This window comes from Pseudomonas sp. Teo4 (assembly GCF_034387475.1).
Lineage (GTDB): Bacteria > Pseudomonadota > Gammaproteobacteria > Pseudomonadales > Pseudomonadaceae > Aquipseudomonas.
Map to the genome: position 1 here is coordinate 37,821 of NZ_JAXCIL010000004.1, position 17,704 is coordinate 55,524.

Annotated in this window: 16 protein-coding genes and 1 pseudogene; 16 read left to right on the forward strand and 1 reads right to left on the reverse strand. The window is 62.9% G+C overall.

What is annotated here, in order from left to right:
* Nucleotides 1–153 precede the first annotated feature (153 nt).
* The 16 genes and pseudogenes from PspTeo4_RS28655 to PspTeo4_RS28730 all read left to right on the forward strand — a co-directional run bounded on the left by PspTeo4_RS28655 (nt 154) and on the right by PspTeo4_RS28730 (nt 13,007).
* Complete coding sequence (locus tag PspTeo4_RS28655) at nt 154–1,782, forward strand: lipoprotein UxpA (RefSeq protein WP_322366968.1); 1,629 nt, start codon at nt 154–156, stop codon at nt 1,780–1,782.
* The gene (locus PspTeo4_RS28660; protein WP_322366969.1) at nt 1,779–2,204 is read left to right on the forward strand and encodes a pilus assembly protein PilZ; all 426 of its coding nucleotides are present in this window, start codon (nt 1,779–1,781) and stop codon (nt 2,202–2,204) included. Before PspTeo4_RS28655 ends, PspTeo4_RS28660 begins: the two co-directional genes overlap by 4 nt.
* A gap of 21 nt (nt 2,205–2,225) precedes the next feature.
* Nucleotides 2,226–4,151: a type II secretion system secretin GspD gene (gene gspD / locus PspTeo4_RS28665; protein ID WP_416196999.1), complete on the forward strand. Its 1,926-nt coding sequence runs from the start codon at nt 2,226–2,228 to the stop codon at nt 4,149–4,151.
* Complete coding sequence (locus tag PspTeo4_RS28670) at nt 4,151–5,599, forward strand: GspE/PulE family protein (RefSeq protein WP_322366971.1); 1,449 nt, start codon at nt 4,151–4,153, stop codon at nt 5,597–5,599. Before gspD ends, PspTeo4_RS28670 begins: the two co-directional genes overlap by 1 nt.
* Nucleotides 5,600–5,602: 3 nt before the next feature.
* Nucleotides 5,603–6,805: a type II secretion system inner membrane protein GspF gene (gene gspF / locus PspTeo4_RS28675; protein ID WP_322366972.1), complete on the forward strand. Its 1,203-nt coding sequence runs from the start codon at nt 5,603–5,605 to the stop codon at nt 6,803–6,805.
* A 17-nt stretch (nt 6,806–6,822) separates the two neighbouring features.
* On the forward strand, nt 6,823–7,257 hold the full coding sequence (gene gspG / locus PspTeo4_RS28680; RefSeq protein ID WP_322366973.1) for a type II secretion system major pseudopilin GspG: 435 nt from the start codon (nt 6,823–6,825) through the stop codon (nt 7,255–7,257).
* Nucleotides 7,258–7,260: 3 nt separating this feature from the next.
* Nucleotides 7,261–7,698, forward strand: a complete 438-nt coding sequence (gspH, locus tag PspTeo4_RS28685; protein WP_322366974.1) for a type II secretion system minor pseudopilin GspH — start codon at nt 7,261–7,263, stop codon at nt 7,696–7,698.
* Nucleotides 7,695–8,063, forward strand: coding sequence for a type II secretion system protein GspI (locus tag PspTeo4_RS28690; protein WP_322366975.1), 369 nt, complete (start codon nt 7,695–7,697; stop codon nt 8,061–8,063). The genes gspH and PspTeo4_RS28690 overlap by 4 nt, the downstream gene beginning before the upstream one ends.
* Nucleotides 8,064–8,172: 109 nt before the next feature.
* Nucleotides 8,173–8,763: a prepilin-type N-terminal cleavage/methylation domain-containing protein gene (locus PspTeo4_RS28695; protein WP_322366976.1), complete on the forward strand. Its 591-nt coding sequence runs from the start codon at nt 8,173–8,175 to the stop codon at nt 8,761–8,763.
* Nucleotides 8,760–9,854 (forward strand): GspL/Epsl periplasmic domain-containing protein, encoded by a 1,095-nt coding sequence (locus PspTeo4_RS28700; RefSeq protein ID WP_322366977.1) that lies wholly within the window; start codon nt 8,760–8,762, stop codon nt 9,852–9,854. Before PspTeo4_RS28695 ends, PspTeo4_RS28700 begins: the two co-directional genes overlap by 4 nt.
* Nucleotides 9,851–10,240, forward strand: coding sequence for a type II secretion system protein GspM (gspM, locus tag PspTeo4_RS28705; protein ID WP_322366978.1), 390 nt, complete (start codon nt 9,851–9,853; stop codon nt 10,238–10,240). Before PspTeo4_RS28700 ends, gspM begins: the two co-directional genes overlap by 4 nt.
* Nucleotides 10,237–10,896: a type II secretion system protein N gene (gspN, locus tag PspTeo4_RS28710; protein WP_322366979.1), complete on the forward strand. Its 660-nt coding sequence runs from the start codon at nt 10,237–10,239 to the stop codon at nt 10,894–10,896. Before gspM ends, gspN begins: the two co-directional genes overlap by 4 nt.
* A gap of 100 nt (nt 10,897–10,996) precedes the next feature.
* Nucleotides 10,997–11,245: pseudogene (locus PspTeo4_RS28715) on the forward strand (IS5/IS1182 family transposase); the annotation flags it as partial.
* A complete protein-coding gene (locus PspTeo4_RS28720) occupies nt 11,242–11,490 on the forward strand; it encodes a hypothetical protein (protein WP_322366980.1) in 249 nt (82 codons plus the stop codon). The pseudogene PspTeo4_RS28715 and the gene PspTeo4_RS28720, both read left to right, overlap by 4 nt.
* Nucleotides 11,465–12,217 (forward strand): hypothetical protein, encoded by a 753-nt coding sequence (locus tag PspTeo4_RS28725; RefSeq protein WP_322366981.1) that lies wholly within the window; start codon nt 11,465–11,467, stop codon nt 12,215–12,217. The genes PspTeo4_RS28720 and PspTeo4_RS28725 overlap by 26 nt, the downstream gene beginning before the upstream one ends.
* 142 nt (nt 12,218–12,359) lie before the next feature.
* Complete coding sequence (locus tag PspTeo4_RS28730; RefSeq protein ID WP_322366982.1) at nt 12,360–13,007, forward strand: hypothetical protein; 648 nt, start codon at nt 12,360–12,362, stop codon at nt 13,005–13,007.
* 156 nt (nt 13,008–13,163) lie between these two features.
* Here PspTeo4_RS28730 and PspTeo4_RS28735 read toward each other — a convergent pair whose 3' ends face one another.
* On the reverse strand, nt 13,164–17,690 hold the full coding sequence (locus tag PspTeo4_RS28735; protein WP_322366983.1) for a hemagglutinin repeat-containing protein: 4,527 nt from the start codon (nt 17,688–17,690) through the stop codon (nt 13,164–13,166).
* Between the last annotated feature and the right edge of the window lie 14 nt (nt 17,691–17,704).

Here is a 17,704-nt window from a genome sequence, read left to right on the forward strand (position 1 = left end):
GAAATGTTAACGGGTTTTTAAAACTGCCCGTTCTTAGCAATTGTGCAGAAAGATCAATTTGGAATTGTTGTCGAATTTCTGCCATTAAACTGTCATGCAGACGCCGCAACATCCGGGGCCCAACATGAACTCGGATAAGGACGGCGGGCAAGCATGCACAGGCGCGAAGTAATCAGCTGGATGGGTATCGGTGCCTTGGCACCGTTGCTCGGCGCCTGTTCCACATTGCCTGGCAGTCAGGGTGACAACGCCAGCTTCGACCTGCTGTACGTCGCCGACACGCTCGATGCCCGTCAGCCAGGCCCGGCCGTGGTACCGGCCACCCGTTTGGGGCCTGTCAGCCACTTGGGGCGTGCGCCCTGGATGACCGGGGCCAGCGCTAGCCTTGGCCACCCGCAACTGGCGCCACTGCTGAATGCCAGCCAGGCGTCCGTGGCGCAGCTGGGGGGCTATGGCGTGCTGGCCGCCTTGCTCGAGCAGTTGCGCGGGGAGGCTGGTGCGGGCAACTGCCTGACCTTGGAGAACGGCCAGGGCTGGAACGGCAGTGGCCTGGCCTACCTGACCCAAGGTGAAAGCGGCCTGCAAGGCAGTCAACTGCTGGGCAGCGAGGTGCGGGTCAGCAGCGACGAGCGCGTGCTTTGGCCACAGCGTTGTGCCGGCCTTTATCGCCAGTCTTCCTCCATTACCCTTGGCGCCGGGCTCGCTGCCGAGCAAGGCCAGGCCTTGGGGCTCAAGCCGCTGCACATCTTCGAGCGTGGCGGAGCGCGTATTGCTGTGGTCGGCGTTACCGACCCGTACGCCCAGGACCAGAAAGCCTCGTTGAAGCAGTGGTACCAGTCGCTAAGCCCGGTTTTCGAGCAGGCTCGACGCGAGGCCGACCTGGTGGTGGCCCTGGCCGATGTAGGTACCGGGCCTGGTCTGTGGCTGGCCGAACGTGTTCCAGAAATCGATGTACTGCTCTGTGCCCGTGGCCAAGACCTGTGGCCCGAGCCTGTGCCGGTGACCCAAGCCAGCGGCCGCCGCGTGCCGGTGCTCTTTGCCGGTTGCCGAGGCAGTGGGGCATTTCGCCTGCGTTGCCAGCAGGTGGCTGGGCAATGGCAGTTCGATGCACGCTTTTTCCCTGCGTTCGCACATCAGCTTTCACCGGCGGCGCAGCTGCGCGCCGGCCAACTGCAAACCCATCTGCATCAGCAGCGTGCAAGTCATGCGGCCTGGCTTGACCAGCCGCTGGGGCGTGCACCACAGGCCCTGTGGCGCCGCGATACCCGCGCTGGCAGTTGGGACCGCCTGCTGCACCAGGCCTTGGCCGACGACAGCAGCATGCCTGTGTTGTTGCCCGGCCTGCGCTATGACTACCCGGTGGCGATGGGCGAAGCCATCACCCGCGAGCATCTGATCAGCCTCACCGGCAGCTATCCGGCCCCCGTGGTCGAAGCCCCGGCGCGCCAGGTCGAGCAAGTGCTGGAAAACGCTGCCGAGCAACTGTTCGGCGACCCCTTGCTGCTGGACAACAGCCAGGACCTGCCGCGTTGGCAGGGCCAGCCATGGCGCATCAGCTACAGCCCACAAGGCAAACGCATCAGCGGACTGGACCCGGTTCAGGGGTTGTGTCGCACTTTCGGTTTACAGTTCGAGTCCCAGGCCGGCGAGCCGCTGTGGCAGCGGGTCGAAGCCTGGCTGGCGCGCCAGCAGGCGGGGTGGGAACTGGCGCCGCTGCAGTTGCCTGAGGTGCGCTATGTGCAGGGGCACCCCGGCTGGCACCCACGGCAGGTGGCCTCGTGAGTCTGGGCGCCAGGCTGGTCACCGGCGGCTGCCTGACACTGGCCGCCTGGCTCGCCGCCCAGTGCGTGCTGCAACTGGGGCGCTCGCCGCAACCGGCCAGCCCGCCTGCCGCCAGCGAAACACCACTGCCAGGGCTGATGGTCGGCCACTGGTCGGCGCCAGGCGACGGCACTGCGATTGCCGTCACCCGTCTGCCACTGCAGTACCTCGGTGGCCTGAAGGCCAAACCATTGTCCGCCAGTGTGGTGGTACTGCGCTTTGGTCAGCAGGTGCGCACGCTCGGCCGTGGCCAACGCCTGGCACCCGGAATCGTATTGCAGGACATCGACGCCGATGGCCTGATTTTCGACAATCAGGGGCGGCGTGAACGCCTGCCCTGGCCGCCACGCCCCGCCGTGACCGGCTTCAAGCGCCAAGGATGAACGATGCTCGTTAGATACTGCGTGGCTGCGGCCTTGAGCCTGGCGCTGACGCTGGCCTGGGCGCAAGAACCGGAAGTGTTCGATGATGACGGCACACCGCTGTACGAAGTCAATTTCGTCGACACCGAGTTGGGCGAGTTCATCGACAGTGTGTCGCGCATCACCGGCACCACGTTCATCGTCGACCCTCGGGTCAAAGGCAAGGTCACGGTCCGCACCGTCGACCGTCACGATGCCGATGCCATCTATGACATCTTCCTGGCGCAGCTGCGCGCCCAGGGGTATGCCGCCGTCGACCTGCCCAATGGCAGTGTGAAGATCGTCCCCGACCAGGCCGCGCGCCTGGAGCCGGTGCCGGTGGAGCCTGCCGGCAAACAGGGTGAAGGCAGCGATGGCGTGGCCACCCGGGTATTCAATGTGCGCAACGCCGCCAGCGAGCAGATGCTGGGCATCCTCAAACCGCTGATCGACCCTCGGGTTGGGGTCATCACCCCTTATCCTGCGGCGAACCTGCTGGTGGTGACGGACTGGCGCAGCAACCTCGAGCGCATCGACAGCCTGTTACGCCAGCTTGATCAGGTCAGCGACGAGCCGCTGCAGGTGATGCCGCTGCAGCATGCCAGCGCCGCCGACACCGCCCAGTTGCTGACCCGTCTGCTGGCCCGCGAACAAGGTGGCGACAGTACCCAGGTGGTTGCCGACCCTCGCAGCAATGCCCTGCTGGTGCGAGGCAGCACTGACCGCGTGCGTGCCCTGTTGAAGCAGCTCGACCGCCCCAGCGACAACCAGCACAGCAGCAATACCCAGGTGATCTACCTGCGCCATGCCAACGCTGGCGAGGTGGTGAAGGTACTGCGCGGCCTGAGCCAGGAAGGCGGGGTGCCCGGCGAAGGTGAAGGGGAGGGCAAGGACAAACCCATGGTGCCGGCCAGCGATTCGGGTATCCGCCTGGAGTCTGAAGAAGGCACCAATGCGGTGGTGATGGTCGGCCCCGACAGCGAGCTGGCGGCTTACCGCAACATTGTCGAGCAGCTGGACATCCGCCGCGCCCAGGTGGTGGTTGAAGCGATCATTGCCGAAGTCTCCGATAGCCGCGCCCAGGAGCTGGGAGTGCAGTGGCTGTTCGCGGATGAAAAGTTCGGGGCAGGCATCGTCAACTTCGGCAGCAACGGGGTGAACATCGCCAACATAGCCGGCGCCGCTGCCAGCGGCGACAGCGAGGCACTCGGTGACCTGCTGTCGGCCACCACAGGCGCCACGGCCGGCATCGGCCATATTGGCGGCGGCTTCAACTTCGCCATGCTGATCAACGCACTCAAAGGCAAGAGCGGCTTCAACCTGCTGTCCACGCCGACGCTGCTGACCCTGGACAACGCCGAAGCGTCGATTCTGGTTGGCCAGGAAGTGCCATTTGTCACCGGCTCTGTCACCCAGAACAACGCCAACCCCTACCAGACCATCGAACGCAAGGAAGTCGGGGTGAAGCTGCGTATCAAGCCGCAGATCAACATCGACAACAGCGTGCGTCTGGACATCGTCCAGGAGGTTTCGTCCCTTACCGACTCCACTGCCGCCAGCGATGTGATCACCAACAAGCGTGAGATAAAGACCAAGGTCATGGTCGAGGACAACGGTTTGGTCATCCTGGGCGGCCTGATCAGCGACGAGCTGAGCACCACCGACCAGCGCGTGCCATTGCTGGGTGACATCCCCGGCCTGGGCCGATTGTTCCGCTCCGATACCAGCAAGAACACCAAGCAGAACCTGATGGTGTTCATCCGCCCGCGCATCCTGCGAGATGCGCCAAGCCTGGCGGGCCTGAGCGAGGACAAGTACCGCACCTTGCAACAGACCACCCCGCTCAAGCTGCCAGACCTGGCCGAGGGCACGCCGCTGATGCAGGTTTTCCCTGCCAGCCGGGCACGCCTGGAAGGCGGTGACTGGTGATGCTGCCCTATCGCCTGGCACGTCTTACCGGTATTGCCAGCGCGCCAGCCGACGGCGGCTGGCATCTGTGGCTGCGCCGGGATGCCGACTGTCGTCAGCTGCAAGAGCTGCTGCGCGTGCATGGCCAACCCACGGCGCTCGAATACCTGGCACCTGACGCTTTCGATGAGCGCCTCGGCCAGCTATACCAGGCCGCAGATGCAGCCACCGAGGCGCTGATAGAGGGCATTGGCGAGCAGGTCGACCTGGACAGCCTGATGAGCGAAATGCCGCGCATCGAGGACTTGCTCGAAAGTGACGATGAAGCGCCGGTCATCCGCTTGATCAATGGGTTGTTCGGCCAGGCCTTGCGCCTGCGTGCCTCGGACATCCACATCGAAACCTTCGAGCAGAGCCTGGTGGTACGTCTGCGGGTGGACGGCCATCTGCGCGAAGTGCTGCGCCCGCCACGGGCGTTGTCGGCGATGCTGGTATCGCGGATCAAGGTCATGGCGCGTCTGGACATCGCCGAGAAGCGCCAGCCGCAGGACGGGCGCATCACCCTGCGTGCTGCCGGGCGTGAGGTGGATGTGCGGGTATCGACCCTGCCCGGCATCCATGGCGAGCGGGTGGTGATGCGCGTGCTCGACAAACAGGCCAGCTTGCTGGCGCTGGGCAACCTGGGAATGCCGAGCGCCGTGCTGCAAGGCCTGCGCGCCTGCCTGGCGCGGCCCAACGGTATCGTGTTGTCCACCGGCCCGACTGGCTCAGGCAAGACCACCACCCTTTATGCCAGCCTCAACAGCCTCAACGATGGCAGCCGCAATATCCTCACCGTCGAGGACCCGGTGGAGTACGCGATTGCTGGCATCGGCCAGACGGCGATCAACCCGCGTGCCGGGTTGACCTTCGCCAGCGGCCTGCGTGCCATTCTGCGTCAGGACCCGGATGTGATCATGCTCGGTGAAATCCGCGATCAGGAAACCGCGCAGATCGCCGTGCAGGCCAGCCTCACCGGCCATCTGGTGCTGTCGACCCTGCACACCAACAGTGCGGTGGGCGCCGTGACGCGCTTGCGTGACATGGGCATCGAGCCGTTCCTGATCGCCTCATGCCTGCGTGGCGTGCTGGCCCAGCGCCTGGTGCGCCGGCTGTGCCAGTGCGCAGTGGCGCAACCGCTGCAAGCGGCCGAGCGAGAACTGTGGCCCGAACTGGCAGCGCTGGGCAGCAGCTACCATGCGGTGGGCTGTGAGCACTGCCAGGGCAGCGGCTACGTCGGGCGCCTTGGCCTTTATGAGTTCATCGAGCTGGACGCCGGGTTGATCGGGCTGCTGTACGACGGTGCGAGCGAAGTGGCCATGCAGGATTACCTCGCCCCGCGGCGCCAGAGCCTGGTGGCCATGGCCAGCGACTGCCTGGCGCGTGGCCAGACCAGCCTGGCCGAAGTGCTGCGTGTGGTGCAGGGCTGAGCCATGCCGACTTATCGCTACCAAGCCGTCGACCTGGCCGGCAAAACCCACAAGTCCAGCCTGCAGGCCGACAGCGAACGTCACGCGCGCCAGTTGCTGCGCGAGCAAGGGTTGTTCGCCCGTCAGTTGCACTGCTTCGAGGGCGGTGCTCGCCAGCCGCGTCGACAGCGCCTGAGCCGTGCGCAGCTGTGTGAACTGACACGTCAATTGGCCACGCTCACCGGCGCGGGCATTGCGCTGGTCGATGCCCTGGCCACGCTTGAGCGCCAACTGCGTGAGCCGCAGTTGCACAGTGTGCTGGTGGCCTTGCGGGGCTCGCTGGCCGAAGGCCTGGGGCTGGCGCGCAGCCTGGCTCGACTGGGCGCGCCGTTCACGGGGCTTTATTGCGCACTGGTCGAGGCCGGCGAGCGTTCCGGGCGCCTGGCCCAGGTGCTCACACGTCTGGCGGACCACCTGGAGCAGGTGCAGCGCCAGCAGCACAAGGCACGTACGGCGCTGATCTACCCCGTCGTTTTGATGGGGGTGTCGCTGGCGGTCGTGGTCGGCCTCATGACATTCGTCGTGCCCAAGCTTACCGAGCAGTTTGCCCATGCCGGGCAAAGCCTGCCGCTGATCACCTCGCTGCTGATCGGCCTGAGCCAGGGCCTGGTCCACGCCGGCCCCTGGTTGCTGGGCCTGGCGCTGGTGCTGACGGGGCTTTCTGGCTGGCTGCTGCGCAAGCCGCACTGGTGCCTGCGTCGCGACGTACTGCTGCTGCGCCTGCCGCGTATCGGCAGCCTGCTTCAGGTACTGGAAAGCGCGCGGCTGGCGCGCAGCCTGGCGATTCTCAGTGGCAGTGGCGTGGCGTTGCTCGAAGCCCTGCAGGTGGCCACCGAAACGGTCGGCAACCGGCGTATCCGCCAGGCCATGGAGCAGGTGCGCCTGCAAGTGCAGGGCGGTACCAGCCTGCACCGCGCCCTGGACGCCAGCCAGCAGTTCCCGCCACTGCTGGTGAACATGGTCGGCAGTGGCGAAGCCAGCGGCACCCTGGCCGACATGCTCGAACGCGTGGCCGACGACCAGGAGCGCGGCTTCGCCCGCCAGGTGGACACCGCCATGGCGCTTTTCGAACCCCTGATGATCCTGGTGATGGGCGCCGTGGTGCTGTTCATCGTGCTGGCGGTGTTGCTGCCGATCATGCAACTGAACCAGGGCCTGCAACTGTGAAGACAAGGAGTATCAACATGCAGCAACGACGCACCCGCCAGCGGGGCTTCACCCTCATGGAAATCATGGTGGTGATCTTCATCATCGGCCTGCTGATCGCCGTGGTCGCGCCCAGCGTGCTGGGCAATCAGGACAAAGCCATGCGCCAGAAAGTCATGGCCGACCTGGCCACACTGGAGCAGGCCTTGGACATGTATCGCCTGGACAACCTGCGCTTCCCCAGCAACGAGCAGGGCTTGGCGGCACTGGTTAAAAAGCCCGCCCAGGAGCCGCTGCCACGTGCCTGGCGCAGTGACGGCTACGTGCGCCGCTTGCCGGAAGACCCCTGGGGCACGCCGTACCAGTACCGCATGCCGGGCGAGCATGGCCGAGTCGATGTGTATTCGCTGGGTGCCGATGGCATGGAGGGCGGCGAAGGGCAGGACGCCGACCTGGGCAACTGGGACCTGTAACGCATGACTGGCCAGCGGGGTTTCAGCCTGCTCGAGCTGCTGGTGGTACTGGCCATTGCCGGGTTGATGACCGGGCTTGCCGTGGCCTCTCTCGACAGCGGCAGGGCGAGTGTCGACCAGGCTTTGCTGCGCCTTGCAGCCGAGACCAGGGCCCAGGCCACGTTGGCGCGCCACGCCGGACAGTTGCGCGGGTTGCGTTGGACTGGCCAGCATCCGGAGTTCGTCCGCAGGGAGGGGCACCGTTGGGTCGTCGAACCGATCAGCTTGGGCGACTGGCCCAAGGGCCTGCGCCCAGACTGGCCAGCCAGCGCACAACCACGCCTGCTGTTCACTGCCCAAGGATGGGCGCAGCCGGGCAGTGTGCGTTGGCGCTGGGCCGAGGGTAGCCAGCGCTGGGACTGGGGCCGTGATGGACAGCTACGTGTGGCGGCTACGCCATGAGGAACGGACAACAGGGCTTCACCTTGCTTGAAGTCACCGTGGCCCTGGCCATTGCCGCCGTGCTGGCGGTCATCACCAGCCAGGTCCTGCGTCAGCGCCTGGCGGTTCAGGACAGCTTGCAGCACCACCGCCTCGGCCTGCTGTGCGCGCGCGAGCTGCAAGCGCGTTTTGCCGTCGAGCAATACTGGCCGGCCGGTAACCAGGTTGGCGGTGTACTGAGCCAGGGCGGCCAGGCCTGCCATTGGCAGTTGCAGTTGCGTCGTACCGGTGTGCGCGACCTGCGCCGGGGTGAGTTGCAGCTCTACGCCGACCGAGATCAGCGTCTGCCGCTGGGCCAGTTCAGCATTTTTCTGGAGCGGCCATGACTGCGCTGGCCCAATCGCCGGCAAGCCGGCTCCTACAGGTACTGCGCAATCTTTGTGGGAGCCGGCTTGCCGGCGATGCGGCCATGACCGCCAGCACAGGAACTGCCCCATGAAGCGGCACCAGGCAGGCCTGACCCTGATCGAACTGATGGTCGCGCTGGCTTTGACTGCGTTGCTGGGCGTCATGCTCTCGGCGTTGGTCAACGGCTGGCTGAAGGTGCGCGAACGGCTGCAGGCTACGACCCAGGAAACCAGCGTGCTGGACTTTTGCCTGGCCCTGGAACGGCGCTTCGACAGCCCGGTGCTGCGCCGCGTCTATGAACAACGCCTGCCCCTGGCCAGCCGATGGCTCGATTGGCAGCCCGATCGCCAGCAACTGCTGTGGGTGGCCGCTGCCGCCATACCCGAAGCCGAGGGTGGCTCACGCCTTCAGCGCCAGCGCTTGCGTTTCGACGCCCGCGAGCAGCGCCTGGCGCTGGAAAGCTCGGCCGACTTGTACGCCGCTGCCGCGCCACGCTGGGTACTGCGTGAGCAGCTGGAGCGGGTTAGCGCGATGAGCATTCTTTACCACCAGAGCGGCCGCTGGCTGGCCTGGCCTTCCGATCAACCGGCGCACCCGGGTCGAGGTGTGCGTCTGGAACTGCAGCGTGATGGAGCACCCTATGTCTGCACCTTCGCTCTCCCTTGGGGGCGGTCATGAGTTTTAAGTGGCGTCGTCGGGCACCACAGCGCCCGTACCTGCTAGTGCGGCCAGGCATCGTCTGGGACTGGTTGCTGGTCGATAAAGGTGAGGCGATAAGCCAAGGGGTGGGTAAGCCGCCTGTGCGTGAGAACGTTCAGGTTGTGCTGATCATCCCCGCAGAGTATTGCAGCCAGTTTCAGGTGGCGGCACCGCCAGGGCTCAGGCGCGAAGAGTGGCCAATGCTGCTGGAAGACCGGCTGCTTCAGAGCCCAGATGAGGTCGTGTGCGCGTGTCTATCCCGCCAGCCTGGGCAACTTCATTTGTTGGCAGTGGCCCGTCAGCCCCTGGATGGCTGGCGCGAACAGTGTGTCGAGTGGGGGCTGCAGGTCGAGCACTGTTGGGCCGAATTCCAGTTGTTGCCGATGCCTGAACCGGGGGCTGCCTGGCAGTGGCGAAGGTCGCCGGGCATGAGCCTGCTCAAGGGCAGGACTGCAGATGAGCACGAAGTGTGGCTGGCTTGGCCAGATGGGCTGGGTGAGCTGCCTGAACAACCGTGGTCAAGCCTGTGCTTCAAGTCCGAGGACGGCCCGTGGCCAACACAACTGGCACCGCTGGCACAACTGTCACGCGTATACGAACACCCCCGAGGGGCACGCAGGTTGCCGGGCTTGTCACGGCAACAGCGCGGTCTGCTGGTGGCCTGCCTGTCGTTGGCGTGCCTGTGGGGTGGATTGTGGTTGACCCAGCAATGGCGCCAAGCCCAGGTCTGGCGAGCCCAGGTAGTGTCAGTGACTGGCGAACAGGCCTCGCCCCGCCAGGCGGCCCAGGCGCTCAAGCGCTTACGCGAAACGCAGGTGCAGCAGCAGGTGCGCTTACGCCAGCTCGACGACCTGCAGACACGCCTGCAAAGCTGGCTCCATGAGCACCCCGAGTGGCGGCTGCAGGCGGTGCGCTTCGACGGCCAGCGTTGGCACCTGCGTCTGGAGGGCGACGGCGTTACGCCACCTTGGCGCGAGATGGCCGAGGCGGCTGGTGCCAGCGTCGAGGTGCAAGGTGGTGCGCCAGCATTGCAGTGGCAAGTGACCTTCGATCTGGGGGGCGCGGCATGAGTCTGCATGGGTTGCTGCGCCAGCGAATGGCATTGGCCTGGTGGCTGATCGCGCTGCTGCTGGTGGTGTTGGTCACCCGTGAAGGGCTAGGTGTGTGGCGAGAGGTGGGGCAATGGCGTGGGCTGGCGGCAACGGCTGCAAGCTTGCCAGAAGCTGGCCCGACCTTGAGCCTTGAGCGCCTGCATCAGAGCGCGCAGGCGGCGCGCGTCGACCTGCGCCAGGTCGAACCGCAAGGCGAGCGCTGGCAGCTGCGCGGCCAGGTTGCTGACGCACAGTTTCTGCAGGGCTGGCTGCAAACACTGCGGGCAGAAGGCGTACAGCCGCTGCAATGGGGCCTGGAGCAGGGCGCCCAAGGCTTGCAGTTCGACCTATTGGTGCAGCCATGAGTCGGCGCGGGTTGCTGTGGATGGCTGTGGTGTTCGGGGTGACTTTGTTGATGGAGTTACCCGCCAGTTGGCTGGTGCGCGCGTCGGGACTCGCGATTCACGGTGTCAGCGGAACACTTTGGCAAGGACAGGCGCAGCAATGGGGCGCGGTCGGTCCGCTGCAATGGACCTGGCAGCCATGGCGCCTGACTGCAACCGGCACGTTGGGTTACCAGGGCCAGGCCTGGCAGGTGCGTGCCGATGGCTGGCCGTGGCGCTGGCGGTTGCAGGCCCAGGCGGCAGGTGCGCAAGCCACAGCACAGGCGGACTATCGCTTGTCGGGGCAGTGGCAGGGCATGCTGAGGGCGCAAGGCTCGGGTCGGCAGTGCGAAGGTTCCGAAGGGCGTCTGAAGGTCGTGGACTTGGCGGTGAGCGCCCCTTGGGCACTGGCTCTGGGGCAAGGCTGGATCGAGCTCGACTGCCGGAAGGGCTGGCACCTGCTCGGGCAATTGGCGCTGCAGGATCAGCATCAGGTGAACCTGGATGCCGACCTGATGAAGCGCACGGCGCAAATTCGTTTCGAGATGCAACCGGATGCAGCCCTCATCCCCTTGCTGCGCGGCGCACAGTGGATGGAGGCACAAGCGACCGCTGGCCAGCGTCGGGTAACGTGGTAGCCGGGTAGGGCGGTCCGTGGCCAGATGCCGCGAGTGAAACCTTGTATCGGATAGGTCCTACGAAAAGCTAAAGGCAGTGGGCAACACGTTTATTGGCCGGGCTGACGATCCTGCCGATCACGTTCTAGGCCGCAGTCGCGGTGGCCTGACAACCAAAATCCGCATGCTCTGCGACGCCAACAGGACACCGTTGCGCTTCCTCCTCTCTGGCGCTCAAGTCAGTGACATCAGCTACGCCCAGCCGCTGCTGGACGAAGTCAGCACTCCATCCAGCCAACGTGGCCGTACGCGTAAACGTTGTAAGTGGCTGCTTGCCGACATGGGTTCGATCCAGAAGTCCCAGTTTTGCTTGAGCGTGTAGTGATGGCGCTAGGGCTTGCCAGTGCTTTTGTACTGGCAAGCCCCGTTTTGGTTGTAGCAGGATTGGTGGGTGGTATTACGGGCGGTATGGCAGGGCATTGGGCCGGAGTCGAACTATTTGGTGAGGGTTCTGACGGTCAGAAGTTGATGGCATTTGGCGGGGCTATGCTTGGTGGCGGTATTGGTGCTAAAGGTGGAGAGGCTTTCGATGCTCGTCACGAAGTTTATGAGTGAGGTTGGTATGTTTTCTAAGGATGATTTGTTGCAGTCTTTCGCTAGCGTAGATGAATACGCTGGGTGCTATTTTTTTCAGCACAAGCTTCCGAAGGCGATTTATGAATATTGCTTGAAAAGCGCAGGTGAGCAAGATTTGCTCGTTATTTCTGAAAATATAAGTGATAGGGATTTTTCTGTAGCGGTTGTTGGTCAGGCGCCTGTTTTTTTGAGTCAGAATAAGACAGCTTTATTCAAAATCTCTCCAAATGAGTATGGATTTACTCATGCGCTAGTCGTGCCGAACACCTATCACGGTAGCTTGAAGGGTCGATTGGAAGGCAAGAGAGAGAATCTGTATCTTTGTATTCCGATACATCGATGCGAGTTCTCAGGCGCTGAGTCTGAGGGTGAGTTTAAAGAAATGATTCAGCGAATGATTCCCGTCTTTCGTTGGGATAGGCATGTTTGCCCTAAGATCAAGGTGTATTTTGACAATCCAGCCACCGAAACTGGTACCAATGAGGCTGGCGTGCTAATGAAGTATCCTACCCTGCTGTCTGAGATAGATAATCTCAGTGGTGTGGTTAGTGGGTTCATTGAGGTTACAAATTACAAGGGAGATGTAGTGGAGGTTCTTTCTGCAAGTAAAGGCGTATTTACGCTGATTCGTAATCGGAAAGATGAAGAAGTGCTGAGTCATTCAAAGTTGATCGAGGCTTTGAGAAGCTTTGTCCTAGTGGAATGATTGGATCTGCTGGATTGAGGTTCTTTGCGTTCTCGATAAGGCGGAGCGGCTGGAGTCAGAAGTTCAGTAATGTATTAATAGACTTCTTTTAGGGTGTTGAGGGTATAGGATGAAAGGGTTCGAGTCGCTGAGGGAGCACATTGTGGTTGAACTCAAAGGGTATGAGGTATATTTCTCATCCGATGATGTTCCTCCGGAAGTGAAGTTTCCTGAGCAGTGGGTTGGCTTTGGTCTTTCATCTGGGTGTGAGCGGTTTGTTCCTGCGGAATGGTCCGATTTCTCAGACCTTTTGCCGTGGGTAAGTGCGTGGCTTGATAAATGTGTTGTAGGTACGGTATTAGCCGTTGCTGACAAACCATACCTTATATACGTATACAGCGAAGATGGTTCTCTGTATTTCTACATGGGAGGAGCCCCCTTAAATTTTGAGGCGATAAGTCTTGATGAGTACTCTTATCTTTCGGTGGAATTGAAGAAATTCTACATGGAGGTGCACAACGGATTTGGGTTCTACATTGGTTGCACTATGGGGCCTTCAAGGTTGGAGGATTTCGTTGTCATTAAGGATCTATGTGACGAAGATTACCCTTCGCTTCCGAATATGGTTGGTGTGTTCTCTAATGGAGGCGGTGATTATCTGTCATTGAGCAGTGAATCATTAGGTCGGGAAGCTTTCATCTGGTGGCATGAAAACCCCGAGGAACCGACATGTGGAGTCGATTTATGGGATGTGATGGATTCATGGATGTCTATTTTTTTGGAGAATTCTGATTCTAATAAGAGTTTTTGAACTAATGGCGTCGGTTGACAGGGTGTCTACTATGATCAGCGTGCGCTGATTTGTTCCTGATTTCGTAGGTACGCCCAGCCCCACAAACCAGCGCCGCTCTCCAAGCCGACGCTGTTCTTGCACTCATTGACGAACCGGGCTACCCGCCCATCTCAATCAATCCCGCTTGCCCTGAACGCTTGCCCCCCATTCCTGATTGCGATTGTGCCCACTGGTCCGCAGCAACCCCAGGTCCAGCGCATTCTCCCCATCCGCCGCGCCTTTGCCCTTGGTCATCTGAGCCACGGCGGTGCCCAGGTCGACTGGCGAGTTGGAGGCATCGATCGACACCTCACGGCGATAATCACTGCCACTGAGGGTTTCATGCGTCACTGCTTGCGCACGCAATGCGACATCGCCTTTGGCCGACTGCAACCGCGCACCCAGCAACTGGGCATCGCCGGCGACGTTCAGCTCGATACCTTCGCTGCCCTTGAACGTTGTCTGCTGGGCGACGTTGTCACGCTGGGCGTGAGTGAGGTCGAGGTTGAAGGTGGGGGAGAAGCCAGGCTCCACTTTGCTCAAGGCCGGGCCGGCTTTTTTCGCGACGTCTCCCCCCAAAGGCCCGGCCAGCGAGCTGGCGGCATTGGTGTAACCCTGCGGGTTCTTCTCATGGCTTAACCGTGCATCGGCCTTGACTGTCAGGGTATCGACGCTGTCCTTGAGGCTGGCCACCTTCAGGTCACCGCCGATAGTGCCCGTGATGCGCCCAGCTTCCAGGCTGACGCCTTCGACCCGTGTATCGCCAAGGCTTTCCAGGCTGATTTGCCCGGCACGCAGGGTGTTGGCGTTCCAGGTCTGGTTGTCGCGCTTGTCCAGGTCGACCTTGACGCGGCCGTGCAGGCCGCGGGTGTTGGTGGCGCCTTGAGCCAGATTGAAGCCGGCACCGGCGGTGATATCCAGGTTGTTGCGGCGCTCGATGTTCTTCGAGGCTTCGACCAGCAGTCCGCCATTGCTGGCGTTCAGTTCGATCTGTTCGGCAGAAACCTGCAGCCCCTGCAGGTGCACGGCGATGTCTTCGCGGGCGTTGCTGGCCACGGTCACCTTTCCTGCGCTGGTAATCTGGGCATCGACTGCTTGGCTGGCGTTTTCGTCCACCTTGCCTTTGCTGAAGTGGCCACCGAGGGTGCCACTCTGGGTCGCGCCACTCTTGGCCGCCAGCTCCATGCCGCCGCCCAGGTTGGCGCCGTTGGACTTTTGCTTATCGCTGGCCGCCTTCACGTGCAACCGGCCGCCACTTTCCAGGTGGGTATTGCCCACCCTGGCGGTACGTTCGCCGATGCGAGTGCCTTCAAGCAACAGGTCGCCCTTGCTGACCAGGCGCACATCGCCCTTGGCATCGATCTGGGCGACCTGTGCCTTGGTCTGCTCGCTGTTTTTCTGGGCGTGGTCGAGGTAACCGCGCGCTTCGCCTCCGACGCTGTCCGGCCGGTTGCCGCCCTTGGCCCAGGCGTTGCCGTCAAGTTGGCGCGACGACTGTTTGCCATGGTCGGTCGCCTGGGTCAGCGCCAGGGCGCCGCCACTCTGGATGACGACGTTGCCTTCGCCGCCTCCGATTCGCGTGCCTTCGTACAGGCCGTCGCTACCCAACTGCACCTGGATGCCTTGCTGCCCATAAAGGCTACCGGGTACCGCTGTGTTGGCGATGTCCAGCTTGTCCAGCGAGCCGCCCTTGCCGGAGGCGCGCACGTTCAGGTCGCTGCCGGTGGTGCTGTCCACACGCAGGTCGCCGCCGTAGGTCAGCCGCTGGACTGTAGTCTGCTGGGTGTTTTCTGCCGCACGCAGATGATGTTGGTCGGCGTCGATCTGCAAGGTGCCGGCGTTGGCTCGCCATGCGGTGCCTTGGTCTTGGATGATGTCGGCTTTGGTCGTCACCGCACTGCCGGACAACTCGCTGACCTGGGCATAGCCGCGGCGCTGGTTTTCCAGGCGCTTGATGTGCTCCAGCGTGAGGTCGGCGCCCACACTGGGCGCTGCCATGGCATCTTCCGGCGAGGCTTGCTGGAAGCGCTGGGCTTCTTCACCCAGTACGAGGCGTTCGATCGGGCGGGTAAGGTCACGGTACTCCACGCTGGCACCCAGGCTGCCTCGCCAGTTATCGATGTTTTCTTCATGCTGTTCGGTGTCTTGCAGGGCGCGATTTTCGATGTGCTTGGCGACGACTTGCAAGGTTTTACCGGCCTCTACGCGGGCCGCTTCGTTCACCAGCTCGCCAGCGTCGATTTTCAGGTCGCCGCTGGCCTGCAGTTCGCTGCGTTGTATCTTGCTGCTGTGCTCGGTGAGTGTGCGAGTGTTGTGGTGGCCGTCGAACGCACTGCCAAGCCTGTCGATGCCGCCGGTCACGGTCAGGCCGCCGCCGCTTTCCTGAGTGCGGGTGGAGTCGTCGGTATCGTTGCGCGTGGCGCCCAGGGTCAACTGTTTGCCTTTCAGAGTCAGGTCGCCCGCGCTGGCCTGAACCTTAGAGCCGTTGACCTGCAGATGGGCGCCACTGTCCAGGCCCACCGATGCGCCTTTGAGTTCGCTGGCAACCTGGCGGGTCTCGTCACGTTTGCCGGTTGTGGTGGCGACTTCATAGCCCACGCTGGCTGCGTATTGGCGGGATTCAGGTTTGCCGTCCTGGGCCTCTTGGGTTTGCTTGGCATCGGCCGTGAAGCTGCGATGCTGGGACGAAGTTTGGGTGATGTCCCGCGACTGGGCGCTATCAACCAGCAGGTCGCCCTTGGCCTCGACCTGCAGGTGTTTGCCGGCCTCGACCTTGGCGCCATGAATGCGCATCTCCTTGGCGCTGGTCAGGCGCAGATTAGTGGTGGAAGAGACGTCGCTGATCAGCACCTGCTCTTTGTTCGTCTGGTTCTCATGCTTGTTGCCGAGCAAGCCGAACAGCTTGCTGCTGCCATCGCGCTCGGTGGAGGTGCTGCTGCCATGGTCGGCTTCGATGGCCAGTCGACCTTTTTCGCTGTACAGCACCCCATCGCCCTTGGCCATGACCCGGCTGCCCTTGAGGCTGACCTGGTCGGCAACCACCTGCATGGCGCCGTCGCTGGTGATACTGCTGCCGGCAACGCTATTGCCCTTGCTGTCCTTGCCTTTGCGGTCGCCGAAGAAGGTGCCGGAAACCAGGTCGCCTCGGTAATTGCGCTGGGTACCCTGTTCTTTCAAGGACGTTGTACCCACCTCGACCTGCTTGGCCTTGATGGTCTGTTCGCCGCCGCTATGAAGTGTGCTGCCTTTGACCTTGAAGGTATCGGCAACCTTGATTGTCATGCGCCCGGCATCGAGCGTGCTGGCGCGGGCCGTTTCATCGAGCTGATCCGAGTCATGGTCACCGCGCCACAAGTCCTTGCGATGACGCACCGTTTCCTGGGTGCGCTGGCTGGCGATGCCGGCCTCGATGTCCAGGCTGGCGCCGCTGTTCAGGTCAAGGTCACCTGGGGTGCTGAGGTTGGCCGCCACCATCTTCATGTCCGCCCCCGACTGCAATGCCATCCCGTCGCGGCCGTGCAGCGTTGTGCCATGCTGCTCTTTCTTGGTGGTGGTGCGCTCGCGGTTGTAGGTTTCCCGGGTGACGAACAGGAACTTCTTGCTCCACTTGTCTCGATTGCGCTCGATGGTTTCCTGGGTTTCGGCGTCCAATGTCAGTTTCTTGCCGGCCTTGGCCTCGATGCGCCCTGCGTGCCCGTCGACGGCGCTCAATGTCAGGTCGTCGGCTGCACCGAGTGCCATCGCGCCTTGCTCACTGCGCAGCTTGGCAGGCGTGCTGGCCCCGCCTTTTACCTGCAAGCTACCCGCTGAGCGAATGTCGATGCCTTCGCGGCCTTCGACCTCCACTGCTCCCACCCGTACCCCCGCACCTTCGGCGGTACTGACCACGCGGATGCGCCCGGCACGCATGGCGCCGAACAGGCTGGCGTCGATGGTGGAGGGCAGCGCGGGCAGGTGCTCGACGCTTTGGCCGCTGCCGTGGTCGATTCGGTTGCGGCCTACGGTGATGTTGAGATCATGCTTGGCCTGAAGCAGCCCTGTGCTGTCCAGGCGTGGGGCAATCAGGTCGAGGGCGCCTTCGCGGTTGCTCTGGCCTCCTTTGAGCACGTTCAAGCTACCGCTGGCATTGAGTGTGTCGAGGTACTTGAGTCGCTGCTCCTGCAGCTCTGGCGTGCCGACCACGAACCCGGCCCGGGTGGTGTTGATGAAACTGCCGCCGTTGAGGGTGATGCCATTCGGGTTGGCCAGAATGTAGTCGGCCGGTCGTCCGAAGATTTCCTGCGGCCCTTCGATCAGCGATGCGTTGCGGCTGACCACCTCGTTGAGGATGGTGGAGGCCGCCTGGCCCTGGAACTGCGGGTTGGAGGCCAGGGCGCCGGCCAATTGAGATTGGCCGGCTTGCAGGGCGTTATTGAGCACCACGCCGGGTTTACCCACGTTGTAGTCCAGGAACTGGTTGTGTGACAGACCAGTGGCGTTGGGGGCGACGATGTCGATGACCGGTACGCCGTGGCCACCGTTGATGACCGGTGTGCCGCCAGGGCCCGTTGTCGCTTGCAGGCCGCCTTGGGCCAGAGCGCTGCCGGGGCCCAGCAGGGCGAGGAAGATGGCCCAGCGCAAGGTGTCGGGACGGGGTGACTTCAACTGCGAGAGTGCTTGCATGGTCTCGTTCTCTT